A 25,824-nucleotide genomic window follows, 5' to 3' on the forward strand; every position below is an offset into this window, starting at 1 on the left:
AACCGCTGAAAGCATCTAAGCGGGAAGCCTGCTTCAAGATAAGATCTCCCTGAAGACTCCGAGAAGATGACTCGGTTGATAGGCCGCATGTGTACGTGCAGCAATGTACTTAGCAAAGCGGTACTAATAAGTCGTTCGACTTATTTTCCTTCAAACTATCCTGTTTCTTATTTTACTTATATATCACCAATATTTCCTGGTGACCAAGGAGGAGGGGGTACACCCGATCCCATTCCGAACTCGGAAGTTAAGCCCTCCATCGTCGATGATACTGCGGTTATAACCGTGGGAAAGTAGATCGTCGCCAGGATCCTTTTCAAATGCCACACACGGCAACACGAAAGCCCGCACTCGATGAGAGTGCGGGCTTTCGTGTGTTCTGGGGGATCGGAAATTGCCTTCGGCTGCTGAAGAGAGAGGAGGTGCGTTCAGAACATTGTCACGTCATGCCCCCCTCGACTCAGCTATCATTCCGCTTAAATTCCGCATCATATTTTCCATGAGAGCTGTTCATGCACATCTTCGGCTGTTGGTCAGGATCACTTCACAATTCATGGAAATAGATGTGATGTCGCTCTCCACATTTGTTTGACGCCTTCATATCCACTTCGCGCAAAAGATTCGCCAAATGGCCTGTGCTGGATTTGGCTTGCTCACGTCTGGTCGGTGGGTATGGCTCGAAACTATTTTTTTCACATAAAATGGAGAAGTTGCTTATCATTTACGGTATGACCTGAGTTCTATTTCCAGCCAACCATACATGTATATACGTATTGTAGACGCTAAAAAGAGTGTTCGACAGTATGTAAAAATATTGGTCCATCTTGTGAAGTATATAACGTATAGATTAACTAAGATGCATTGCGTTGATATGCTTTACTGTGCTTGCTTTATTGTATATTATGTACTAATTTTTTTACAAATTAGTTATGTAAACTTACTGAATGCTATCTAAACTTTTGTTGAATGGTGGATAATCTATGGTTAACCCTCCAGAGATTAAAAGATTATCAACTTGGAATAGGCTCCTGGAACGAATACCCCAAGAATTTATCGTACTCCATGGGCCAAGTATGTGGGGGAAAAGTTGGTTTTTAAAGCGACAATTACCTCAGCTGGTTTTAGACGCAGATATTTTTGATGAGGTCTTTTATTTTGATTTATTCAGTAAGCGTATCCACGAAGGGAAAAAATTAGAGAGGGAATTACTATATTCAAAGTTTAGAAATGAAGAAAATTTATTGGGAAACTTTATTATCTCATTAGATGAATATTATAAAGCATACTTCATAAAAGAATATCTTGATTGGCAGTATAAACATAAATCTGTGTTGATCATTTTTGATAATGTAAATGTATTTAATTTAAAAAAAAATGAAAGCTTGTCCTGGCTCAATTTGTTTACAGAGTATTCCCGCAAAAGGGGACATGGAATTATTTTTGCGACGCAGCCAGTGTGGTTAAATGAATTGAAGGAGCGTGATAAGAAGGTATTGAGTAAATTTAACGAGTTTAAAATGGATCCCCTCACTGATGCAGAGATCGATGCTTGGTTGCAAGAAGATTTTTTTACTCATTATTATCCGTCAATCACTCGACAAACAGTCATAGATGCATCAGCGAGGTTAGTTTCATTTGCTAGAGATTTTAGTTTTTTCATTCGGTCACTTAAATTTGTCGATAAGGAGGTGTCGCATGTTTTTAATAAATATCATTCTGATAAATATATTCGGCAATGTCATAACCTTTTGAATACAAGGCGATCTATTTTTAAAGGGGCGGTCACTTTTACTACTGAAGAATACAATAGCGGATGTTTTGTTAATAATGAATGTAAACTGGCTTGTCCTGCATGTGTCGCTGCACGTATGGAAATATTGAATAGTGAAGAAAATAGAATGTATTTGATGTGTTTGGGAAGTCAAGATGTAAGTAATATTCCAAAAAATATTCCTTTAGAGATAGTTACTGAAATACTAAAGGAAACATTACTATTTTATGACAATTATCAAATTCTTTTTTCAAAATTTCAAGAATTGCTTCGACATTTGTTTGGAGTGAACTGCCTTTTATATGTACGTGATAGTTCACAAACACAAATATGGTATGAATTGCTTAATGATTTTTCATACAAGAAAATTTTGTTGAATCACAAAAATTCTGATTTTGTAGAGATCGCTCACCAAGGATACTGGAAAACTAAGCAGTCTGGTGAAGTACTGTTCTCTGTTGTTGGTGGAACAGGTAAAGTAGATCTTATTCTTCAAGGTAAGATTCCCACCAGAAAAAATCGTAATATTTATGAAAAGCGCATCCATATTCGGTCTATATGGAATGTAATAAATCAATTGCAATGTGTATTGATTCACGGGATTTCTGATTTTAATAGAAGAATAGAGAAGAAAGAAAATTTAAATCTTGAAAAGAGGACGAAAGAGCTTACAAGCGCTGGAAAGGATAGCTTTGAGCATCTCCTTAAAGAGGTTGATGGTGATGCACTTATTATCCTTCGATGTTCAGATATTAAACCAGATGGTCGATGGACAACAGATACATTTTATTCTTTACAGGATGACTGTTTTGTAGAGAGCCAATTCTCAACTGCATTAAATGAAGAGGCTTTAAGCCGAGTGTTTCGACATCCTCGGAGGCGCAGTGTAATTTTAAAAAAACAATTTGCAATAGAACTTTTTGCAAAAATTAAGTATATTGAACGTGATTTTAGTATACATGTTGAAAGTGTAAAAGTATCAAAGGGAATAGACTCTAAAACGAATTATATGATCATGGTTGTATTCTTAGCAGATGGTTCTGGTAAGGAGATTATTTCTGGAGCTAAAAGTAGTTTGTTGTCTTTAATATCTCACAGAATGCTACAACTATCTTTTTTTAAGAGTGCTTTGCAAATAGAACATGAAAAAGAGTTAAATTTTTTTTATGAGTTGTCTGAGATGATGCCACAATTTATGTTTCACCCCTCTGCCGTGGAATCAAATTTAATATCTCTTGTGTCACAATATTTTAATGCTAGAGCCGTAGCTATCTATGACATTATTGAAAATGATAAAAAAGAAAAGAAATGTATATGGAGATGTGGAGGTGGGTATGATTTATCATATCATAGTAAAGTCTATGGTATGAATGAAGGAAAGACTGGATATATTGCATCGCAAGGAAAAATTTTAGTATCAACGAAGAGTGCTGGTGAGCTGGAAGCAGTAAAGTACTATAATGAAAATACGCATACACTTGAACTTTGTCCTGGATTTGAAAAATATGAAGCTCAATGTGTGCAATATTTAACGAATGCTAGTGATATTAAGAATTTCATTGGGGCACCCATAGCGATAAATGACAGGTCTGATCAAAAAGTTTCATTGGGCCTTATTAAATTCTCAAATAGCAATAGAAATTTTACTCTTAATGATGTGGAATTGGCAAAGCGCATTTCAAACTTTTTAGCTCCATTTATGAATAGTAGAATGCGTATTCGTATGCAAGTACATCAAGATGGAACAACTACTGAGTCACTTATATCCCAGATTCGACATGAGATGCTTCATAGTCTCAGATCTCTAAAGTTGGCAATTCCTGAGTGTGTTGATCCTAGCGATGGCAATTATGCCGATTGCATGTCACACATAGAATCTCTTGAAAAAATTGTTGATGCTTGCAAGGGATGCGTCATTCAAAGCAAGGGTGAACAAATTCTTATTGGTATTAAGAAAGAACTTGAGTCAATTTTTTCTACCTATAAATTCGATTTTGAAAATAAGCATGTCGATATTAAAATGGATGTTGATGCTACGTTGCAATGTCATATGGATGTTAATTACTTTAGGTCTGTTTTTAAAAATCTCATTATGAATTCAATGGAATCTTTTACCGATGGTACTGTTAAACGTATTCTTGTTTATCAAAAGCGATCAGATAAAAAGTCTCACCAGATTGTCTTTGAAGATTATGGTTGTGGTGTTCCAATGAATCTCAGAAATAAAATCTTTCAGTTGCTTATTACGACAAAGCAAAGCGATACAAGTCGTGAAAAAAGAGGGCAAGGATTATCATATGTGAAGGGCGTGTTGGAAATTTCAGGTGGTGAAATTAATCTTGACAATTGTAAGAATCCAACGCGTTTTGTTATTAAACTTCCAAAATTTGTATAGGAGGGGTTATGTTCGATGACTCTTCACGTAAGTACAGTATTTTGTGCATAGAGGATCTTGATGATGATTATTCTCTTGTCAAAAGAAGTTTCAACGGAGCAAATTATAAAGGCATATTAGATCGGTCAAAAAGTTATGACGATGCACGGATAAAAATTAAAAATGATTATAATTTGATTATACTTGATTTACAGATTGGAACTGTTGAGCGGGGACGAGATCTTTTTGAAACGATAATTAAAACTGCACTTACTCAATCAAAAATTCCAAGTATCATTGTGTACTCATTTTACAATGGATTTGAGTTAGATTTTCTTCGGGATGGAGTTTGGGACTATGTCGATAAACATATATCATTACAACGTTTTGTTCGACTTGTTCACCACCATCTGTCATTGAGAGAAAACCATAATCTTTTGAGAACTTCCGCAAAAGAACTACTTTTTGAAATGATGGAAGACAAAATAAAAATTATATCAAAAGAGAGTAGTAGTAACTTTAAACATTTCTTTCTAATAAAGTCTCACTCGGATGTTTTATTTTTTGATAACCAGCTCAATCCCATGCGTGTTTCTATTCCACAAGAGCAGTTGCTACGGAATGATCGATTGCCGGATTATGGTGTGCCAACAGTAATTCATCGACCATTAAGCCGGCTTTTTGATGGAATTGGAGAGTATTTTTCTAATGTTGATTTGTATTCAGCTCTCATTACAAGAATTCGATCATCGTTTTCTGTACCTTTTTATTATTGCTGCTGTTTTACTAATGGAGAAGAAGCACTAAGTCGATTAGAAAATATAATTTTGTTGACCTACACCACATCCGTAATCTCAAAATATCTCCAAGGAATTGAACAAAAACTTCTTTCTTTAAAAGAGTACGAAGATGGATGCACAGGTTTCAGAGAAAGCTAAGGAATTTGCCGATAAAAAAGTACGTCAAGAACTCGCTTCACGCAATTTAGATTATTCAGATCTTCAAGCTCGTGATTATTCAGCTTTGACAGAATTATTAAAGCGAACCAAAGAGGCTCTCAATGTTGGCGATCAACACATAATAGTGAGAATTACGAAAGAGAATTTACCTTCTTTGGACTCTGATTTGGTTCTTCAGGTGAGTATCAAATCATATCTTCTTGAGGGAATGAAAGATGTCGTGATGGCTTTACGTGCTAAAAAGGAGGATGATTGCGATCATGATCTTTCTGAACAAGTTGGAAGCGCATTGATAGATGTACTGGACAAAGAATCGAGAAGTTCGAAAGAAATTGATGTCGTAGCTGATGTAGAAAAAAGAAAAGTGACTCTTGATTTTCTTCGGAGCATGCTTGAACGGGAATCGATGGCGTCGATTGCTGTTTTCATGACAATGCCCTTGGCTTTATTTGCTTTGATATATTTCACTGCACAAAACGTTATTGGACCAGAGGTTTTTACCTCTTTCATTTCTTCAATTGCCGGATACATTTTTGGAAGCTCTAAAAAAATATAATGAGCAGATTAATTCGTCCGTATCAAAGGTTTAAACCCTCGGCTTCAGCCGGGTAGCTTTCAGCTAGCCGTTTTTTAGGTGTGCCAGGCATGGCGTGACTCTCGGAGGTGAAAGTCCTCTCCAGGCCCTGATGATGGGAACTGGTAGCTGAAGGCAACTGCGTCGTCGTGAGGCGGGGTGGGGAGGAAGCTGGAGGCAAAAGTCGGACTCGACGAACAGAAATCGGATAGAAGGCCGGCGCTGTCGGGTAATTCGGCCTTGGACGAAGACGCCCAATAATCATCCGGAGACAGTGCAGGTAAATCCGGCGAGGCCCGGCGGAAAGAATCGCGTCTTACCCTGGGAGATCTCTTCACCTGTCGGGACGATCCCGACTACGCAAACGGCAACGTTTGGGGATGGGCGATGAGAAGTCAGCAGAGGCCATAGTAGTTCACTCCCTTGGTGGGCGAAGGGTGATCCTGCTACAAGAAAGTGGACGGTCAGTTAAGCTACTTTTGAAATAACCTGACATTGTTCAAAGTTGGCAGGCGACATCCAGCCGTTTGTTGAATGTCGTCTTCTCCGGTTGTAGTAAACTTCGATATATCGAAAGAGAGCCAATTCAGCTTCATACGTGCGGGAAAATCTTTGGTGTCGAACAAATTGTGTCTTCAATGTATGGAAGAACGATTCCGCAACGGCATTATCCCAGTAGTTTCCCTTTCGGCTCATGCTTTGAACGCAACCATGTCGGATGAGAACAGCTCTGAAATCTCGGCTCGCATACTGGATGCCTCGATCGCTGTGGACAAGCAGTCCTGGTGCTGGTCTTCGGCGAAGAATCGCTTTTTGAAATGCTTTGATAACCGAATGCCTTTCAAGGGAATCACTGATATTCCAGCCGACGATCATGCGTGAGAATAAATCAATAAATACTGTCTGATAATGCCATTTCCTTCCGACTTTAAGGTACGTGATATCACCACCCAAGCCGCACCTTTGCACCGAGCAAATTCAGTGGTATTGTCCCGGACAAATCTGAACTCGCATCTCCGAGGAGGCTGTCATGACCAAGTCATATCTGCTTTACCGATGCGGCGGCGAAGGTGCCCTGACGCCTGTCATGATTTTTTCGGCTGATTCTGAGGAGGAGGCCAGGGAAGCACCGACGTGGCTCCGAAAGCACCATCCCAAAAACGAACTTCTGCACCTGGGGCCGGGCGAATTCTTCGAGATCATCGAGCAGGACAAGTGCTCTCAAGAGGAATGGGATGAGGCGCAAATGAAGCTCAAGGCAGGCAATGCCCAAGGAAGCAAAACCTGACAATTTTGGACACGAATATTCTCTTGCGTTCGCTTTGATGGAGCGCTTTTTTGCCATGTGTAGACATGGAGGGCGTGGCACATCTTCTTCACCGGAAAGCGGAAGCGTTTTTTGTGAACGAGACGATTCTTTATTTCGATGCTTTGCTGAAGATGGCCAATTTTTTTAGATCTCTCGCTCCATTTCTGCATCTTTCAATTGCCTTTCAATGTCCTTTATTCTCCTTCGATCATCGGTCAGAGCTTGGTTCCCGTGACCAGGAAAAGCAATTTGCCCTTGTTTGCGCATTTGAAGACGCCAGCGAAGAAGCATATTCGCCGCAATTCCCAGCCTATCAGCGACTTCAGACATACTCCGTCCTGACTCAACCAACATCACGGCATTCCGTTTAAATTCCGCATCATATTTCCTACGAGAATTACTCCTCCACATCTCCTGTTTGATTGTCAGGATAGTGGCTTAACTTCGTGGCCACAACTCTGTAGCAGGATCAATTGCTGAAAATTTTAGGATGAGGTGTTACTTCTTAGCTTCTTTTCAGCTTCCTTGGCGAGATGTTCCTTGATGAGTTCGTTGATTTGTTTTAATAATTCAGATACTTCGTCTTCAATCTTGGCAACTTCTTTCTGAGCCGTATTGATTTGCTTTTGTGAAGCAAGTTTTTCCGTGCTATCCAAATTTGGATTCTTAGCTTTGGCCAGAGCCTCATTCATTACTACATTTAGTCTTTCTTGTGCCTCTTGTAAGCGTTCCCGTGCCTCTTTTAGTTTCTCTCTGAGCTCCTCAAGCCGTTTCGCATAATCGTCCTTTGTCGTACTTCCCCCCATGAGTGGGATCTTTTCGGCGGATTTTTCTGTCGCCGTTTTAGATGTTTCATCTGGATCGTCCTTTTCGCTTTCTGCCTTTTGTTCCGCTGAGTCTTGCTTGGTGCTTCGGTCTTCTTGTTTTTCATCATTTTCAGATTCAGTGAGCAAATCTTGCGCCTCATCTGAAATAGTTACACTGTCAGTCGCTTTTGTTGCCAATTCGTTATTCGCATTTTCTTCCTGGTCATAACTTTCGTCGTCAGCTTTGATGATTTTCATTTTTGATTCAGATTGAGTATTTGGGTGAGCATAATACGTAAGCGGCGTTATCGCTCCGGTATCCATTTTAAGCTCCTGTGGGAACGTCGTTTTGTGAGTATAAATAATACTAATGATAATATTGAATATCGTCCATGAGATGGTAAAGCTTTAGAGTGTTGTGTTTATAAAACAGTAAAATCTATTGTAGCGAACTAAGTTTGGTCTTGCTATAAAAAATTCAGCCTGGATTATTGAAATAGTCTGGTGGGTTAATTTCGTGTCCGTTGCTCTGAAGCAGGATTATTCCGACTATATTGTATAAAGTCCCCTGGTTTTGCCAGGGGACACGATAGCTTGAGACAATATGGGAATTTTTCTTTAGTACTTTGGAGTGTCTGATAGAGATTCTTTTGAAATAACGAATATCCAGGATTAACGAATAGAATGCTCACGCCGTGTGTTTGCACCGATTATCGCCAAGGCGAGCGTTATGGAAGCTGAACACGTAAGTATAATACCCGCCCAGCCGTATTTCTCCCATATTCCTCCTAAAATGAGCGATGCCACGCTTCCTCCCCCAATGCAGAATAGAATGTATAATGAGGATGCACATCCCATGATTTGAGGACGAATTCGACGTCCAATAAGTAAAAACAGCAAAGGCTGACATGCGTATACTCCGAGGAAGAGCAGTACTATAGCGAGGGTCATGGAGAATACATTTTGACTCCAATAGAGTAATTGCATGGCTGTAAGACAGATTATCAGGCTGGGGATGATTATTTTGTAGGGGCCAAATCGCTTGGATAGGCCTCCGGAAAACGGTGCAATGATCGCCGCAAGTCCTGCAAAACTTATGTAACCCACTTGTGCTGAGTTAAAGAAGAATGGAGACGCGGCTAATCGATACGTCAAAAATGTGATTGTTCCAAGAAATCCAAAGAAGAGAAAGAATCCTGTAAGCAGCAATGAAATCGTTGCTGGGGTGATGACCATTTGAGCCATTTCAATATATAATTGTTTCATTTTGCGTGTGCTTCTTTCACCTTTTGGGGGTGTTCCAAGAATATAGAGAGAGAAGAGGGAGAGGAATGCGAATGTCAGCGAAAAAATGCGGTATGAATCTCTCCAGCCGAGAACGTCGGTGAATGCACCAAGAGCCACACGACCCACGACAATTCCCAGTGTTGCTGATGCAACGATAGCTCCAATATATACCTCTGTTTGTTGCGTTGAAGCGAGACGAGATACATAGGGAAACATGGATGCTGGAACCGTTGCTGCCGCAATGCCTATCAATCCCATACATCCAAGAAACCAAGAATAACCGTGGAGTCCTGCAACGATCATAAGTACAATAGAAATGACGGCATGACCGAGAGCGGTAATTTTTCTACAATCAAATGTATCTGCAATAGGTCCTATGAAGAGAAACGTTACGGAATAGCATAGGGAAATAATACTGAAAGCAAACCGCGCATGCTGAGTATTTATGCTGAAAGACTCGGCAATATCCAAAAAGATGGATTGATTCATGAAAACAGTCGCTACGGCAAGCATGGTGACGACGCAGGCCGTGATTAATCGCAATATTGAAAGGGCGGGAGAAGTTGAGGGATCTAAAGGGGATGTTCGAAAACGTCTTGGGGTAATAGAGTTTATTATTGATCTGTGAATTGACGAATTATTGGTGCTGCGTTGTGACATCATGAGTATGATCTCCTTGGCTATTGATGTGAAGCGGGACGGGGCATTTGACCCAAATCACATCGCTAGCACTTCGAGTTCACTCGAAGTCAAGCGCAAAGGAGAATTATTTACAGATTATTCCATTCTTTATACATATCGATTTCTTCGTTTATCATTTCAATATGTTCCAGTATCTCTGCATGCAATTCTTCCAGTCGAGCTTTATGAGCATTGAGAATCTTTAACCGTTGACAGTCTGGCCCCCCACAGTGGTGACGGAGTGATGCGAATTGTTGGATATCCTTAAGCGGCATATTCGCTTCTTTCAGTCGCCTGATACAACGAGCCCATTTGACATCTTGAGACGAGTATGCGCGGTGCCCGCTGGCATCACGTTCAATTTGAAGTAAATTGAGTTGTTCATAATACCGCAACGTATGGGTACTGAGGCCGGTTCGTTGAGAGAATTCTCGGATTTTCATTTATCACCTATTGGTTAGATGCTTTTTTAAAATATAACTGCACGTTATCGTTGGTATTAGGCAAGGAATGATGGAGCCCTTGGTAAGCATGGGTTGACCTGGGGATCGTTCAGCGCCTCGACATTTATTATAACTGGAGAAAACAGCACTTATCAAACGTATTTAATGATGAATGATAGTAGAAGAGTTTTTCAACGCTTGTAACAATTTGTTCACAAAGGTGAGATGCAATTGACGCCTTGCTTCAGTACTAATGACGTAAAAATTGGAAAGCTGCGACATCCATCAAGGGGGTGTCGCAGCTTTGTTTGAAAAACATTTGATTCTACAGGATTGTTTGAAGTGGATGTATTCGGACGTATTGGGGGTTCTTTTCGCTAACTCAGTGCCAACCTTTTTGAACCTTTTGGTAGAGCGCGAGATGTGTTGCCCGGGATATTTGAGTTTTCAGCCTGCATTTCTTGCACAAGGGTGCTCAGCTCTTGAGCTTGGCGAGCAAGTTCCACCACGGCTTGGGCGGATTGATTCATGGCATCAGATGTTTCTGAAGAAATTCGGCTCACATCTTCGATTGCACGATTAATTTCTTCAGATGAAGAGGCTTGTTCTTCCGAGGCTGTTGCCATGGAACGGACCTGATCTGAAACTTGCCCGACGAGATAAACAATTTCACGTAAGGCTTGGCCAGACTCTCCGGCAAGTGCTGTTGCTTCTTCAACCTTGCTGACGGCTCGGTCCACATTGGATATGTTTTTGCGCGTACCCTGCTGGACAGAATCAATGGCTTGTCCAACCTCGGACGTTGCGGTCATGGTTTTTTCTGCAAGCTTTCTGACTTCATCAGCAACAACGGCAAATCCTCTTCCTGCTTCTCCGGCGCGGGCAGCTTCGATGGCCGCATTCAATGCCAACAAGTTGGTTTGGTCTGCAATATCGGAGATAACATTTAATATCCGTCCAATCCCTTCGGCTTGCTCTCCCAGTGTGGTCATGTCTTGTTTGAGGATATCCGAGAGTTTTTGTACCTCTTTAATGCTCTTTACAACCTGATCGACAACACCTGAGCCTTGTTTGGCTTTGTCGCCGGTCTGTTCACAGGCATTAGCTGCGTCCGAAGCATTGCGAGCCACTTCAAGTACAGAATTATTCATTTCTTCCATGCTGGAAACGGTCTCGGATACTCTCTGCGCCTGTTGGTCTGCACCGCGGCTTGATTGTTCTACTTGAGCGGACAATTCTTCGGAGGCCGACGTGATGACTTCAACGACGCCTTCGATTTTTGAAGCAGCAGCGAGGATACCTTCTGCTTTTGCCTGTTCAGCCTGTGCTCGGGCTTCTTCGGCTTCGTCCATGGCGAGCTTGGCATGTTCTGTTTCGCGGAGAGCTTCTTCTCCTTTTTGCTCTGCTTCCATAATTTTGGCTTCAAGGCTACTCACCATGCTTCGCAGTGCATCGGCCAATGTACCGACTTCGTCTTTTTGTTGGACATCAAGATGTTTGCTGAAATCGCCTCCAGCCACAGTCTCTGCGTATTCAGCCGCCTTGCGAAGGGGTTTGACTATACCACCGGCAAGAAGCCACATAATACCCATTGCAATGATACTCACGATGATGCCGACGACAATTTGCCACGTCGCGCTTTGATGTGCCTGACTGGAGAGTGCTTCTTCCAGGTTTGTTACGTCGGTCATGGCAATCGCTTCGGGAACACGAATAAGCACAGACCACGGTTTTCCTGTACGGCCTAGTTGGATAGGGGCATATGCCAGAAGCATGTTTGATGCTTTGTCTTCCCCTGTGAGAGCTTTTCCGTCTTGGACGTGTGAAATGATTTCTTGAGAATTGTCAAATATGGCTTTTATGGGGTCACCAATTGCTTTGGGGTCTTTACTGTTGGCCACCACCAATCCGTCATAACTGATGATCGTGACATCGCCTTGGCCTTCGTACAACTTGCTGTTCACATTTTTTGCAAGTTCTTGCAAAAAGTTAAGGCGCAGGTCTGTTCCAGCCACTCCTAAGAATGTACCATTTTTCTTGATGGGGACGGACAGCGTCGTGAGCCAATCGCGTTTGCCTTGGACAATATATGGAAACGGATCCAGAACACTTTCCTTTCCTGTTTCTCGTGGTCCCAGGTACCATCCACCCTTGCGTACTCCATTGGCATGATGTTCGTGGCTTTCGTATTCTACGAGTGCTTGACGAGCAATTTTCCCATTGGGATCGCGGTTCCAATATGGGATGAATCGACCTGTATCATCGTACCCATTTTGATAGTCGCCTGCGTACTTGGCATCCTGTCCATCTAATGCATTGGGTTCCCATGCACTGTATGCTCCCAAGAAGTCTGGGTTGTTCTCGAGAATAGCATAGAGAATGGAGTTAAATGTGTCCCGAAGTGATGATGCATTCTGGTCGTTTTCTCTTTGTAGCACTTCAAAGACTTTCGCTATGGTCCTTGCTGTATCAAGGTTTTCTTGAAGTGAGCTTTGAACAACAGCTGCTTGGCTTTCTGCAAGCGCTTCAAGATTGCTGAAGATTCTCTTTTCTAATATCTCGTAAACATGACTAGATACATATTGGTGTGTCTGTTGGGATGTTACAAGTCCAAATGAAACCAAAACGATGGCAGACATAAGGAGACAGACGGCAGCCATAAAGGCAATTTTGGATTTGATCGATCGAAACTGCATGATTTTCTCTCACTTCTCCATAGCAATAGAACTAGCATCAAAATGATTGTTGCATACGGCATATGGAACAATCTTTTGTAATACGATTCTATGCGTTGCAGAAATATCTTGTGTTACACAAATTAGATGACCTGAGCCTATAATCACTATTTTGATGGAAATAGTGATTTTTGTAGGTTTCGTCAAATAATTATATTGTAGTGTTTATTTATGAGGTGATAGATGCGATGATTTAATTGATTCGTATACTGTTAACCATTTGTAGTAAAAGATTTCAAAATGTTTCATGGGGATCTTTCTCCCGTAGCAATCAAGTCATGACAGTATGCTCGCATTGCCAGAAAAACTTGTTTCTTATAGAATTCATTGCAAAAGAGAAGTGAGATTCCATTTTGAAATGATAGATAGATTAAATAGGCAGAATCGAATTTGAGAATACAATATCTGTCACAGGACTTAGGAATATTTCAGTGATATGAGTACAGTAGGGTGTTTTCATCTTCTTAGAGGCAGCGAGAGAGGCTTATTTTCCTGGAGGTTTAGGAAGCTCATTTTCTTGGAAGAGGTGCAGTCAGCACGAAATTGGTGTTATACGTGCAGCATCATACCTCATGAGAATTGATACATACATTGCCAGTCTGTTGTATTATCCGCAATGCTTATCGTATTAACATGATATTGTGAGAAGAACATGGATTTCGCATGGTTTGTATGATGGGGAGTGGACTATTTGAAAAGGGATGGATGAGACTTTCACCAGAGAGGATTTCATGGGAGGATACGGCAAAGAAAGGGCTCGTGTCCGGCCATGGAGAGCAAGGCCGGACACGAGCCCATGATGTAATGCTGCGATCTTTCTTTATGAAGAGAACGATTTACTCACAACCAAGACGCTGGGCGATTTCTTTGGCCGCTTTACGGCCGGCACCAGCGGCAAGGATGACGGTGGCCGCACCGGTTACAATATCTCCACCGGCGAAGACATTGGGCATGGTTGTTTCGCAGGTGTCGTCGTTCACCACGACATAGCCCCATTTATTGGTTTCGAGCTGCGGTTCGTTTTCGAGCAGCAAGGGATTGGAGCGTGTGCCCACGGCAACAATAGCCAGATCGGTTTCCAATTCATATGTGCTATCGTGAATCGGCTTGGGAGAGCGTCTCCCCGATTCGTCGGGATCGCCGAGCTGCATACGTTGCAGTTTCACTGCACACAGTTTGCCTTCTTCGTCGGAAATGAATTTGAGAGGAGCTGCCAAGCATTCCATCTGCACACCTTCTTCAATGGCGTGTTCGATTTCTTCATGGCGAGCAGGCATATCTTCAACCAATCGTCGGTAGACGATAGAAACTCGTTCGGCTCCCAGTCGAAGCGCCGTACGCGCTGCGTCCATAGCCACGTTCCCACCGCCATATACTGTGACGTTACGGCCGCAATAGGTCGGGGTGGCGTAATTGGGGAAGTCGTATGCACGGCCGAGATTGGCGCGTGTCAGGTATTCGTTTGCAGAGAAGACACCGATGGAGTTTTCCCCTGGGATATTGAGAAAACGTGGCAGTCCCGCTCCGACGCCGAGAAATACAGCCTTGTATCCTTGGTCGAACAGTTCCTGGATAGAGAATGTCTTACCGGCAACGGCATTGAGTTCGAAGTCGACTTGCATCTGTTTTAAGGCGTGGATTTCTTTGTGCACAATGGCCGTCTTGGGAAGGCGAAATTCCGGAATACCGTAAATAAGTACGCCACCTGGTTCGTGCAGTGCCTCGAAAACAGTCACTTTGCATCCACGTGTTGCCAGATAGCCGGCAACGGTCAATGAAGACGGTCCAGAGCCAATACAGGCCACTTTTTTGTCTGTATTGATAAGTGGACAAGCCTGACGGTCTGAGTCGCCGAGCAGATCGCAGGCATCGCGGTGTAAGAATTCATCGGCAACAAATCGTTCCAAGCGGCCAATCGCAATGGGTTGACCTTTCTTCACCAGAATACAGGAGCCTTCACATTGAATTTCCTGCGGACACACGCGTCCACAAATTGCAGGCAAACTGTTCGTGCTCTTGATGACTTTATACGCTTCTTCAATACGGCCTTCAGCAACATGCGCGATAAATTGCGGAATGGGAACTTCAACGGGACAACCGGCGACACATCCTGGCTTTTTGCACTGTAAGCACCGTCGGGCTTCTTCCGTTGCAAGGGTACTGGTGTATCCGAGCGCGACTTCCTTGAAGTTTTTGACACGTTCCGATGGAGCCTGAAACGGCATGGGCGTGCGCGGCGCAAGCGTTTTCTTTGTTTTTTTCTTGTCGGAATCGCTGCCGTTGCAGGTACACTCATGGTGGGCCAGAGATTCTTTTTCCATTTCGGAGAACGCCTTGAGGCGTTTGCTGAGTTCGGCGAAATCAACTTGATGGCCATCGAATTCCGGACCGTCCACGCATGCGAATTTAGTTGCTCCAGCAACGCTGACACGGCAGGCTCCACACATGCCGATGCCATCGACCATAATGGAGTTGAGGGAGACTGTTGTCTTAACGCCAAAAGGCCTGGTGGTTTCAGAAACGGCCGCCATCATAGGGACCGGGCCGACAGCGACGACTTCAGCAATAGGATCAGCGTCTTGTTGTTCCAGGCGGTTCTTCACCAGGTCGGTTACAAGCCCTTTATAGCCGGCGCTGCCGTCATTAGTGCAGACGAGGACTTCATCGGCAAATTTTTTGAGTTCGCGTTCAAAGAGTAGGAGATCTTTGGTGCGTGCGCCAATAACCGCAATGACTTTATTGCCTGCCTGGTGGTGACCTTTGGCAATGTGGTGCATTGCCGCAATGCCGGTGCCACCGCCGACACAAATGATTGTCCCTTTCTTTTCAATATGCGTGGCCTTGCCCAAGGGACCACAGAGATCGAGAATATCCTGACCCTGTTGCAGTTTTTCCAGCGTTGAAGTGGTTGTCCCCAAAACCAGGTACACGATGGTAATTGTTCCGTTTTCCGGGTCGGCGTCCGCAATGGTCAGTGGAACACGTTCTCCTTTTTCATCCACACGCAAGATGATGAAGTTTCCAGGCTGAGCTTTTGCGGCTACAGACGGGGCGTGAATGACGAGTTTGCTGGTCTGGCCCGGGATAAGGGCTTCCTTGAGAATGATCGTATTGGCCATGGACTGCTTACTCCTTAAAACGCCGCGTGTGAGAGTCACGGGCGTAATGTTGGGGTGGGGGAGACCATGCTCTCTTCATGGTTTCATTGGTTTCACGTATGTATACAGTGTGCAGATCCACGGTGAAGATATCGTGGATCGACACGTTTTCCTTGACTTCAACGATGCAAAGTTGAGTGAACTGCCTTCCATGCAGGCAAGAAAGGAGCCCCTTCCTGAAAGAGCAAGACCAAGGAAGGGAAAGAAACGTGGAGTCTCCCTCTGACATATCTGTACGACAGGTTGCGACTTCAGGAAATAAAGTCGAAATCGATGAGGGAGCATCTTCGGAAATACTACCCCGAGCGTACCTAACACAGCTCGAGGAGTTTCATATTGTTGCGAGTGTTATTGTTGTACAAATGAAAATTTGACATTGTGTAGTTCTTTTATAGTCAATAGATTGTTCTGTCTGTTTACCAAAGAACATAGGATCCAACAGCATGATGTTGACATACATTCCTGTTGATGCTTTTTAAAAGTGTTGCCTCAACAGTGCTCTTGAGTGATATGGACAACGATATATGGTTGTATTCCATGCAAGCCTCACGAGAGAAACGGTTGGAACGCGTATCTTCTCGTTACGATGCATGCCTCTTCACTCTATGACATAATTATTGCAACAGATTTTCTTTGACGTGCGTTGTTCTTATGGCATGTATATAGTCAAAGACCCCCTTCGATTCGGATGTTGCATATTTCCCCCGTGTGCAATATCCTGGGACCGTATAGCCTATTTCTGTTGATCCAGTAAAGGCTAGTTTGCTGAAGGTTCGAGCTGCAAAGCCAGGAAACAATATGTTTTAATGAAGGCGATAGATCTTTTACATGGATAGAATTGTGAAGTGTACGCGGCTCTCGTATGGAGCTTCGTTGTATTTTCGAGATACGACGGTTTTGTTTGAGACTTCCCATGGTTGGCCCTGTTTCGGAAATACGGTATGTAAAATCATGTTGTAATGGTTCTCCCGATCCGAGCGCGGTTTGTCGATGTTCGGTAGGGTGGTTTCAGTATGCACAGAGGGTGCGCACACTGAAACCTGTGTGAGAAGTGGTGTACCGAGGGGGAAATTTTTTCGACAAGTGAGGAAAGCGTGGACAGCGGGGCGATGGCGGATAATGCGGCGTCTGGGGGACTGGGCGTACGCAAGAAAAAGGATATGGCTGAATATCCTCCTTTATCTAAAGATTGCATAACCAGGATTACGGCGCAATGGGGACGATTTCATTCCGGCCAATCCGTTGACGAAGAAACGATTCGTCCCATGATTTTATCGTCTTGGGAGCGGTGTCGTCGAGCTGGTCTCCCAAGCGATACACTCGAACTCTGTCCTATCGACAAGCCGGCGTTGCAGCAGGCGATTTCGCGCTATTCCGACTTGGTGGAAAGCGCCAAGTTATTGATGGATAAACTTGTTCTCTCTATTCATTTATCGAAAAGCGTTGTGACTCTTGTCGATACGACGGGATTGGTGCTTCATGCATCAGCGACAAGCCAAGATCTCGATAATGTTCCGTATGGCGTTCCGGGACGGCGATGCGACGAATTCACCATCGGGACCAATGGCATGGGCTTGTGTATTATTGAGAAGCGGCCGGTCCATGTCATCGCATCGGAGCATTACAACTCATCACTGCATTATCTGAGCTGCTCGGCCGCGCCTATTCGTAACATGGCCGGTCAGGTTATCGGGGCACTCAACCTGGCCATCAACACGGAAAATTTTCATCAACATACGCTTGGATTGGTGGAGGCAGCCGCTCACGCTATTGAAGAGCATTTGCGCTTACGGCGACTTGTTCGTGAGCAAAAAGTCATTCTCGAAATGCTCGACGACGGGGTCATCGTTGTAGGACACGACGGAATTATTGCCAGCATCAATCGTCAGGCCGCGGATATGCTTGGTTTGGAGAATGACGTCACCGGCGAGACCATTCAGACATATATCCGCGAACATACCATTCTTCCCATGTTGACCGATCGGAAAACTTTTCATGATCGCGAGATGTCGTTCCAATTGCAAAATGGAAGATTGTCCTGTGCCTTGTCTTGTGCTCCGTTCGGGGAAGGCGGCGTTATTCTGACATTGCGTGAAGTTCGGCGCATGCGCAAATATGCTGCGCGCGTCGCTGGCGCCAAGGCCGTCTACACGTTCGAGAACATAATTGGTGAGTCTACGGCGTTGCGAGAAGCTATTCGGTTGGCTCGGGTCGCCTCGCAGAGTGATGCCACGACGTTACTTCTCGGGGAGTCCGGTACGGGGAAAGAGTTGTTTGCCCAGGCGATTCATAATGCGAGTAATCGCCGAAAGGGACCGTTTGTTGTTGTCAACTGTGGCGCTCTGCCTCGTAATCTTGTCCAGAGCGAACTCTTTGGATATGTGGCCGGTGCATTTTCCGGAGCCCTCAAAGAGGGGAGTCCGGGCAAATTCGAGTTGGCCGACGGCGGGACGTTGTTTCTTGATGAAATCGGTGAAATGCCGCTGGAAGCACAAGTGAGTTTGTTGCGTTTACTTCAGGAAAGTGAAGTCACGCGTCTGGGCGGCAAACAGGCCAAGCGTATCAATGTACGTATTATTGCGGCGACCAACACGAACTTACAGAGTGCCATTCAGAACAACGCTTTTCGAGAAGATTTGTATTATCGTCTGAATGTGCTGACAATTAATATTCCGCCATTGCGACATCGAAAGGGAGATGTCACGTTATTAGCGCAAGGTTTTTTGGAAAAGTTTCGTGCTTCTCTGAAAAAAGATCCTCTTCCCGTGACGAATGATGCACGAATGGCTTTGGAAATCTATCACTGGCCTGGCAATGTTCGGGAATTGGAAAACTGCATGGAGCGTTTGGCAAATGTTGTGACAGGCGACAGCATTGACCTCGGCGAACTCCCATCAAATGTAGTAACCGGATCGAAGCCGAATAAAGGACAACCGAGCGAAACACCAATGTCACTCAATCGCGTTCAGAAAACGCTTATTCTTGAAACTCTTCGTGAAACTGGGGGCAATTTCCGTCGCGCGTCCTCCATTCTCAATATCTCCCGCACAACTTTATACGCCCGGTTGAAACAGTACGGAATTTCCGTCGACGCCTTTCGAAGCAATTAATTCCTGAATATATTTCTATATTGAAAACACCACCTTGGCGCTCAATGTGCCTGAGGTGGTGTTACATTTGTACTGATGTCCGTGTGCTGGACATGTCCAGTGGACATGTCCAGATTTTGGACAATCATTGTCGTGGCATTGTGATATCTATTTCTTGTATCAGTTTGAATTTTTTCATGAAATATATCGTTGTTGATTGGTGAGTCATGTTGGTCTGATCTTTGCTCATATAGAACTGAGCACACAGTCAGATGAAGGTTTATGTTGGCGAGATAACTCATTTCAGCATAAAGGTATATCCCATGTGTCATGGTTATATTTTTATGTTGAAATGAGAATATTGAAGATACGAATCATGACAATGCATCGTACTAAAGCCTCATGGACTTTATATCTCTCCCTATCGTTTCGTTTCTCTGTGCTCAGTGTGGTTATGGTGTGTTTGTTGAAAAATGAGTCGTCTTATGGAGGATGCAATGGCTGTACGAGAAGAAGTATACGGTTTTTTTATTCCGAGCATGACACTGATAGGTATAGGTGCTTCCAAGGAGATTCCTGCTAAAATTAAAGCGCTTGGTGGAAGTAAGCCATTGCTTGTTACCGACCGCGGCGTTGTTGCAGCCGGTATATGCAAACAAGTTACTGATCTTTTGGATCAGGCATCTATGCCGTATGTCATTTATGATGAAACGGTACCCAACCCTACGGACAAAAACGTTCATGACGGTGTTGAAATTTTCAAAAGCAATGGTTGCGATAGCCTGATTACCTTGGGCGGCGGCTCTTCCCATGACTGCGGGAAAGGTATTGCTTTGATCGTTTCCAATGGCGGGAAAATTCATGACTATGAAGGCGTTGATAAAGCGACCAAGCCGCTCATGCCGTATTTGGCCGTCAATACCACCGCCGGAACGGCTTCTGAGATGACCCGCTTTGCCGTTATCACCGATACTTCGCGTCATGTGAAAATGGCTATTGCCGACTGGCGTGTGACACCGGGGATCGCCATCGATGACCCGTTGCTTATGGTCGGAATGCCTCCTGCATTGACGGCTGCGACGGGCATGGATGCTTTGACCCACGCTGTAGAAGCCTACGTGTCTACTATTGCCACGCCTATGACAGACGCCTGTGCCGAAAAATCGATTGCGTTGGTTTTTCAGTACTTGAGAAAAGCCGTTGCCAATGGACAGGATATTGAAGCTCGGGAAGGCATGTGCTTTGCTCAATACCTGGGAGGCATGGCCTTTAATAATGCCAGCCTTGGCTACGTGCATTCCATGGCCCACCAGCTTGGTGGTTTCTATAATTTGCCACATGGTGAATGTAACGCGCTGTTGTTACCCCATGTTGAACAATTCAACTTGATTGCCAATGTTGATAAGTTTGCTAAAATGGCGGAAATCATGGGCGAAAACACAGACGGATTATCGCGCCGCGATGCAGCCGAACTTGCTATCAAAGCCATTCGTCAGTTGTCCGCCGATGTTGGTATTCCGGCAACGCTGGTTGAACTTGGCAAACGGTACAATACGAACGTGTCGGCCGATGACATCCCGACAATGACGGCAAATGCTCAAAAAGACATCTGCCGATTTACCAATCCTCGTGGTGCCACGGATAAAAATATCGCTGATATTTACGCTGGCGCAATGTAAAAGGATTCACTGTATACCGCTTTCCCGGAAAGGCCCCCCCTTTCGGGAAAGCGGTATATTTTTGTCTTCAAGAAATCTCTCGGTGTGTATTCGTTTAATTTGAAGGATGGTTAGTTTCGACCTCCACCATTTCCCCCGCCGTTACCTCCTCCGCCGCTACCACCGTTACCTCCACCGTTGCCACCACTGCCGCCGCCGTTACCTCCGCTGCCACCACTACTTCCGCCATTGCCACCGCTGTTTCCGCTCGAACCGTTTCCGTTACCGGAGTTTCGTGAGGAGCTTGATGACGAGTTCGTTGTGCTTTTTTGTGAAGATTGTTGATAAGTAATGCCGTTTTGCTTCGCGACGGCTTGCAGGGGGGCTTTTTTCGTGACGGCCTGCATGGCAGCTGTTTCGATGCGCTGCATTGTAAGGCCTTGTTCTTTCGCGCTTTTCGCGAAACGCACGAGTTCCCAATCCGGTGATTCACGAAAATCGCCATGGGCTAACCCCGAGTTGAGCACATCTTCGGCTGCTTGCGAATTGAAGCCGAGGCGAAGGAGTGCCGCTTTTGTGTCCAGTCCATTGAGGATGGTTTCTACTTCGGTGTCGTCTGCCGTCGCAATACGGCTTTCAATCTCTTCTTCGCTAATCCCCATGGCATAAACATCTCCCATGCGTTCGAGGAGGCGTTCTCTCTTCTCGAAGGATTGTTGCGCATGTTGACCAAGCATTTCGGAAAACGTTTCATAGTTCCGTGTCATGGTTTCCAGCGCTGTGGCGATACGTGCCGGTGCGACGTTTTTCGCCAATCCTTCTTCGATTTTTTGAACAAGCGGCTCCACGGGAAAGTCTTCCGCAGCAGCATGCGAGAGAGTGTGCATGAACGCGTTGACCGTTTTTTCGTCAAGCTTGGCCGTATAGGCCATTGCAAACACTCGGTCTGTTATGCGTTCGGGAAGTTCCTGTGATGCAGCATGTCCCGTCTGCACGGCCATGAGCGCGAGGAGGAGTGCACACACCAGACCGCTCACACTGCGGGACAGTCTCAGCCTGACCAATTGAGAGTTACAACGATTGTTCATGGTTCCCCACAATGATAACGGAGTTAAGGTTGCCAAAGCCGTCGTCTTCGTAAACCAAGGCTTTGGGGTCGGGGACGATACGTGTTGTGTCGAGCACAAAAGCATATTCATGACGACCCTGCGAAAGTGGTATGGAAATCGTCCAGATGCCGGGCGTCTTGGTTGGTTTGAGGTTGTACGTGCCAGCCTGCCAGTTGTTGAACGATCCGATGAGCGAAACCTGCTCGGCATTGTTTGCGTGGAGCGTGAACACGACATGGGCCAAGCCGGTCTCGTGCGCGGCAATCGATACGGGAGCATTGCCGATTGGTTTCGATGGGATCAACCCGACAACAAGCAGTATAGCGAGAGCAAAACCGGAAGCAGTGAGAGGTATCCAAGGTGCTATACGTATCGGTCGTGGGGTGAGAAGCCAGGTTTTGAGGCGTTGCCATCTTGATGGTGTCGCCTGCGTAGCCTGGATTCTATGCATTACACCGGCGACAAGGTTCTCGGGTGCAGGAGCATAGCGCATGTTCGCGATACGTTCGGCCGTTTCTCGGTCTTCGGAAGGTAAAGAATCATGTATAGTCATGGAGAAACCTCCGTGGTCAGTATGGAACGTAGTCGTGCAAGTCCACGATGAATTTTCATTTTGGCGCTACTGAGGCCAATATCGAGGACGTTCGCGATCTCCTGGTAGGAGAATTCTTCCCGATAGCGCATAATCAACGCCTCACGCATGTCTTCAGGCAAACTGGCCAACGCGTTTTCCAGTGTATGTCGGTCTGTTGCCCGGTCGTAGTCATTTTCCGGATGTCGCGGATCTTCATGCTCATACTGGATCTCGTCGAAACAATGTGTTTGGGTGTTTTCCACCCGGTATTTTCGCAAATGCCCACGGCCGACATTCAATGCAAGCGTGTACAACCAAGGAAAAAACGCTTTGCTCACATCGTAAGCGTTTATTTTTTCAAACGCGCGGACAAACGTTTCCTGAGCAAGATCGTACGCTGTGTCGTTGGACCTGGTCATACGCACCATCAGGTTATAAATCGGGGTCTGGTATCGCTGAACGAGATGAGAGAACGCTTGTGTATCACCAGAGCGTACACGACTGATGATGATTTTCTCCTCGTCCTCGGTCAATTGTGCCTGCGTGTTCATACCATGATATATGCCCGACAACGTCTTTTGGTCACATCTTCATGCCGTTAAGGGACAATAAGAACCGAATTGGTGTTACCAAATCCATCGTCCTCGAAAAGAAGGGCTTGCGGATCAGGAATACATTGATTGTCATTGAGGGATAAAACATACGCATAGCGTCCTGCTGGAATCTGCAAAGAAAGTGTCCATGTGTTGCCCTCTCGTTTCAGGCAGTCAGCATCCCCCGACCATCCATTGAAATCTCCACGTACACAGACTCGGTGAGCCTGTCCTTCATAGACGAACACTGTTTGGTTTGTATGCGAGCCAAGCCCCCGCACACCGGCGCAGCCTGAGAGAAAAAGGATACTTGAAAGAAAGAGGATAAGGGCATTGAGGCCAGTGCGACCTCGAAATAAAAATTTTTTTGTCATAGGTGTGACCTTTTGCTTGTGTCATGCATAGACTGTGTTGAAGCCACATAAAACAATCCATCCATGAAGTACATGTTTCTTTTCATGTTGTATGTTGGAATATGTCTTTTTTAGGTTTGGATTGTGACGGAGATGTTCTGTGGTATTTAGTGGATTCATTTCATGTGTTGGCTGTGTATGGACTATTTCATTGTGTTGTTTGTTTTTTTAACAATTATGGAGAGTGTGATGAAGAAGATGATTGCATGCGCAACGCTTTGTACTATGGTCGGCCTGATGGCGCTTCCGTTGAATTGCATGGCTGGAAATACTTCGGTCATGAACGGTCAAACACAAATCTCGGTATACAGTGATGCAATGCCGTCTTTCCTGTTGATACGGGGAGGCAATGGCGGTGGTGGTCACGGCGGTGGTGGAAATGGTGGCGGGAATGGCGGCGGCGGTAACGGCGGCGGTTCCGGTGGTGGCTCGGGCTCGGGCTCGGGCGGTGGAAGTGGTTCCGGTTCGGGTGGTGGAGGCTATGGTCCTGGTGATGGAACGGGGACCGGGGATGCTCCTCAAGATGGAACCGGCTATGGTCCTGGCGATTGCACGACGAGTTAGATTTATTCCATAGTTTTCAAGATACATCGTAATTGCGTCGGTTCCCCCCTTAACGGGTGAACCGACGCTGTCGTGTATACGTGATTTTTCAAAGGGATCGTTAGTTTTTATCTCCGCTTAAGAGGCCGCCGAGGAGTCCTCCTCCAAATCCGGCGACGCCATCTTGCTGTCCTTTCTGTTCGAATTTTGCAGCGGCAAAAATGCGGTCGGCAAGACGAGAGAACGGCAGGCTTTGTAAGAAGACTGTTCCCGGTCCAGTTAATGTTGCTAAAAACAGCCCCTCCCCGCCAAACAAGGCGTTCTTGAACCCGCCAACAAATTCAATATCATAATCGACACGGTCTTCGAGTCCGGCCAGACATCCCGTATCAACGCGTAGCACTTCCCCAGGACCGAGTGTTTTTTCAACGATACTTCCCCCGGCATGGATGAAGGCAAGCCCGTCTCCGGTCAGACGTTGAAGTATGAAGCCTTCCCCACCAAACAAGCCAGCTCCAAGTTTTTTGGTAAACGCGACTTCGATGTCGATGCCTTGTGCTGAACATAAGTAGGCATCTTTTTGACAAAGGAAGTGTCCGCCGAATCGGGCGAGGTCGAGCGGAATGATTTTCCCAGGGTAAGGCGCTCCAAAGGCAACCATGGCCTTGCTGTTGCCCGCGTTGAGAAAAGTCGTGATAAAAAAGGATTCTCCCGTGAGCATGCGTTTGAATCCTTTGAATAAGCCGCCTCCAGTTGAGGTCTGCATAGCAATATCGCGGGTCATATACATCATGGCGCCCGTTTCGGCGCGCACGGCTTCACCCGGGTCGAGTTCGATTTCTACAAGTTGCATATCGTCGCCAAGAATCTGGTAATCAATGACGTCGGCCACGGCCTTCTCCTTGGTTGGTGTTGGCGGGAAAAGAATGCGAGACTGTTGTCCTACAAAAGCGTTTCGCCCGAAGCAAGAAGAGCCAATCCGTTTTTGTCGAGCACATTGACGGTTTTTCCTTTGGCAACGATATACCCGTTTTCCGTCATTTTTTTAATAATACGTGACAAGGTCTCTGGGTTGGCACCAAGGTATCCTGCCAAATGCGTTCGCGACAAATCGAGCTGAACAACATTATGGTTGGCTTCATCGAGCAGTAAGAGCAGGTGAGCGGCAAATCGTGCAGGTGCTTCCTTCAGACTCAAGGCTTCGATTTTTGCTGTGAGCTGACGAAGTCGTACCGACATAAGGCCGAGCATAGCGAGAGCAAGGTCCGGATGTTCGGCAAGAAGCTGGCGGAAGGCGTCTCGGGGAAAAAAGAGACATGTCGAATCTTCTAAAGCTTGGGCTGTCGCCGGATATTTCTGGTCGGTGAACATGGCGACTTCTGCGAATATTTCACCGGGACCAAAAACATGAATGATGTGTTCTTTTCCGGTGAAAGACGTTTTGAAGATGCGAATTTTGCCGGTTACGACGCCATAGAAGCCTCGGCCAGGGGTATCTTCTTCGAAAATGATATCCGAGCGTTGGCATTTCATAGATTCGGCAATGGATGCAAGTTGGCGTAAACCGTTTTGGGGAATGCCATGAAAGAGTGTGAGGGTGGAGAGCGCGGTCAACGTGTCCATGAACGTATCCTTTTTCTAATAAAAGTATGTATATGGTCGTACGTCCCAAAGAGGTTGGCTTGACGACTTGCAGGGAATCCGACATGACGAAAGCGATAGCATCATGATTTGCTATCGGGCATAAT

At 45.2% G+C, this 25,824-nt stretch carries 20 protein-coding genes, 2 rRNA genes and 2 pseudogenes; 10 read left to right on the forward strand and 14 right to left on the reverse strand.

Annotation, left to right across the window (positions count from 1 at the left end):
- From G451_RS0119115 to G451_RS0119135, 5 genes are all read left to right on the forward strand, one after another.
- Positions 1–148 (forward strand): 23S ribosomal RNA (locus G451_RS0119115); the annotation flags it as partial.
- Between the two features lie 47 nt (positions 149–195).
- A 5S ribosomal RNA gene (gene rrf, locus G451_RS0119120) occupies positions 196–310 on the forward strand.
- A gap of 670 nt (positions 311–980) precedes the next feature.
- Positions 981–4,166, forward strand: coding sequence for a sensor histidine kinase (locus tag G451_RS0119125; protein WP_027185515.1), 3,186 nt, complete (start codon positions 981–983; stop codon positions 4,164–4,166).
- Positions 4,167–4,174: 8 nt separating this feature from the next.
- The gene (locus G451_RS0119130) at positions 4,175–5,083 is read left to right on the forward strand and encodes a response regulator (protein ID WP_027185516.1); all 909 of its coding nucleotides are present in this window, start codon (positions 4,175–4,177) and stop codon (positions 5,081–5,083) included.
- Positions 5,055–5,660, forward strand: a complete 606-nt coding sequence (locus G451_RS0119135; protein ID WP_027185517.1) for a hypothetical protein — start codon at positions 5,055–5,057, stop codon at positions 5,658–5,660. The genes G451_RS0119130 and G451_RS0119135 overlap by 29 nt, the downstream gene beginning before the upstream one ends.
- Positions 5,661–6,146: 486 nt before the next feature.
- Here the strand turns inward: G451_RS0119135 and G451_RS30435 are convergent.
- Positions 6,147–6,623, reverse strand: a pseudogene (locus tag G451_RS30435) (IS3 family transposase); the annotation flags it as partial.
- 85 nt (positions 6,624–6,708) lie between these two features.
- On the opposite strand from G451_RS30435, the gene G451_RS0119145 reads away from it, so the two are divergent.
- Positions 6,709–6,966, forward strand: a complete 258-nt coding sequence (locus G451_RS0119145; protein ID WP_027185518.1) for a hypothetical protein — start codon at positions 6,709–6,711, stop codon at positions 6,964–6,966.
- Positions 6,967–7,131: 165 nt separating this feature from the next.
- Here the strand turns inward: G451_RS0119145 and G451_RS33790 are convergent, their stop codons facing one another.
- The 3 genes from G451_RS33790 to G451_RS0119160 all read right to left on the reverse strand — a co-directional run bounded on the left by G451_RS33790 (position 7,132) and on the right by G451_RS0119160 (position 9,569).
- Entirely contained in the window at positions 7,132–7,398 is a 267-nt protein-coding gene (locus tag G451_RS33790) for a transposase (RefSeq protein WP_084448664.1), read from the reverse strand.
- A 74-nt stretch (positions 7,399–7,472) separates the two neighbouring features.
- The gene (locus G451_RS0119155; RefSeq protein ID WP_027185520.1) at positions 7,473–8,117 is read right to left on the reverse strand and encodes a hypothetical protein; all 645 of its coding nucleotides are present in this window, start codon (positions 8,115–8,117) and stop codon (positions 7,473–7,475) included.
- Between the two features lie 348 nt (positions 8,118–8,465).
- Positions 8,466–9,569: an MFS transporter gene (locus tag G451_RS0119160; protein ID WP_027185521.1), complete on the reverse strand. Its 1,104-nt coding sequence runs from the start codon at positions 9,567–9,569 to the stop codon at positions 8,466–8,468.
- Here G451_RS0119160 and G451_RS34605 point away from each other — a divergent pair.
- Positions 9,568–9,708: a hypothetical protein gene (locus G451_RS34605; RefSeq protein ID WP_169727911.1), complete on the forward strand. Its 141-nt coding sequence runs from the start codon at positions 9,568–9,570 to the stop codon at positions 9,706–9,708. The two genes, G451_RS0119160 and G451_RS34605, sit on opposite strands and share 2 nt — an antisense overlap.
- Positions 9,709–9,850: 142 nt before the next feature.
- On the opposite strand, the gene G451_RS0119170 is transcribed toward G451_RS34605, so the two are convergent.
- The 4 genes and pseudogenes from G451_RS0119170 to G451_RS35065 form a co-directional block, all read right to left on the reverse strand.
- Entirely contained in the window at positions 9,851–10,204 is a 354-nt protein-coding gene (locus G451_RS0119170; protein WP_027185522.1) for a MerR family transcriptional regulator, read from the reverse strand.
- A gap of 377 nt (positions 10,205–10,581) precedes the next feature.
- Complete coding sequence (locus G451_RS30440; RefSeq protein ID WP_084448666.1) at positions 10,582–12,900, reverse strand: methyl-accepting chemotaxis protein; 2,319 nt, start codon at positions 12,898–12,900, stop codon at positions 10,582–10,584.
- Positions 12,901–13,775: 875 nt separating this feature from the next.
- The gene (gene gltA / locus G451_RS33795; RefSeq protein ID WP_051261696.1) at positions 13,776–15,164 is read right to left on the reverse strand and encodes an NADPH-dependent glutamate synthase; all 1,389 of its coding nucleotides are present in this window, start codon (positions 15,162–15,164) and stop codon (positions 13,776–13,778) included.
- A gap of 51 nt (positions 15,165–15,215) precedes the next feature.
- A pseudogene (locus G451_RS35065) lies at positions 15,216–16,058 on the reverse strand (sulfide/dihydroorotate dehydrogenase-like FAD/NAD-binding protein); the annotation flags it as partial.
- A 1,133-nt stretch (positions 16,059–17,191) separates the two neighbouring features.
- On the opposite strand from G451_RS35065, the gene G451_RS0119190 reads away from it, so the two are divergent.
- Both G451_RS0119190 and G451_RS0119195 read left to right on the forward strand, forming a co-directional pair.
- Positions 17,192–19,207, forward strand: a complete 2,016-nt coding sequence (locus tag G451_RS0119190) for a sigma-54-dependent Fis family transcriptional regulator (RefSeq protein WP_425387520.1) — start codon at positions 17,192–17,194, stop codon at positions 19,205–19,207.
- A gap of 476 nt (positions 19,208–19,683) precedes the next feature.
- Positions 19,684–20,865 carry an iron-containing alcohol dehydrogenase gene (locus tag G451_RS0119195; protein ID WP_027185526.1) on the forward strand — a complete coding sequence of 394 codons (1,182 nt, stop codon included), beginning with the start codon at positions 19,684–19,686 and terminating at the stop codon, positions 20,863–20,865.
- 110 nt (positions 20,866–20,975) lie between these two features.
- Here G451_RS0119195 and G451_RS34835 read toward each other — a convergent pair whose 3' ends face one another.
- The 4 genes from G451_RS34835 to G451_RS33125 are packed head-to-tail and all read right to left on the reverse strand — an operon-like array spanning position 20,976 to position 23,494.
- Positions 20,976–21,932: a hypothetical protein gene (locus tag G451_RS34835; RefSeq protein ID WP_211236369.1), complete on the reverse strand. Its 957-nt coding sequence runs from the start codon at positions 21,930–21,932 to the stop codon at positions 20,976–20,978.
- On the reverse strand, positions 21,916–22,506 hold the full coding sequence (locus tag G451_RS0119205) for an isoamylase early set domain-containing protein (RefSeq protein ID WP_027185527.1): 591 nt from the start codon (positions 22,504–22,506) through the stop codon (positions 21,916–21,918). The genes G451_RS34835 and G451_RS0119205 overlap by 17 nt, the downstream gene beginning before the upstream one ends.
- Positions 22,503–23,078, reverse strand: coding sequence for an RNA polymerase sigma factor (locus G451_RS0119210; protein ID WP_034642942.1), 576 nt, complete (start codon positions 23,076–23,078; stop codon positions 22,503–22,505). The genes G451_RS0119205 and G451_RS0119210 overlap by 4 nt, the downstream gene beginning before the upstream one ends.
- Before the next feature lie 47 nt (positions 23,079–23,125).
- Positions 23,126–23,494, reverse strand: coding sequence for an early set domain-containing protein (locus tag G451_RS33125; protein ID WP_027185529.1), 369 nt, complete (start codon positions 23,492–23,494; stop codon positions 23,126–23,128).
- A gap of 228 nt (positions 23,495–23,722) precedes the next feature.
- On the opposite strand from G451_RS33125, the gene G451_RS30455 reads away from it, so the two are divergent.
- The gene (locus G451_RS30455; RefSeq protein ID WP_156921726.1) at positions 23,723–24,097 is read left to right on the forward strand and encodes a hypothetical protein; all 375 of its coding nucleotides are present in this window, start codon (positions 23,723–23,725) and stop codon (positions 24,095–24,097) included.
- A 100-nt stretch (positions 24,098–24,197) separates the two neighbouring features.
- On the opposite strand, the gene G451_RS0119225 is transcribed toward G451_RS30455, so the two are convergent.
- Positions 24,198–24,968, reverse strand: a complete 771-nt coding sequence (locus tag G451_RS0119225) for a TIGR00266 family protein (RefSeq protein ID WP_027185530.1) — start codon at positions 24,966–24,968, stop codon at positions 24,198–24,200.
- A 50-nt stretch (positions 24,969–25,018) separates the two neighbouring features.
- Positions 25,019–25,699 carry a Crp/Fnr family transcriptional regulator gene (locus G451_RS0119230; protein ID WP_027185531.1) on the reverse strand — a complete coding sequence of 227 codons (681 nt, stop codon included), beginning with the start codon at positions 25,697–25,699 and terminating at the stop codon, positions 25,019–25,021.
- Between the last annotated feature and the right edge of the window lie 125 nt (positions 25,700–25,824).

It is taken from the genome of Desulfovibrio inopinatus DSM 10711 (assembly GCF_000429305.1).
GTDB lineage: Bacteria > Desulfobacterota > Desulfovibrionia > Desulfovibrionales > Desulfovibrionaceae > Alteridesulfovibrio > Alteridesulfovibrio inopinatus.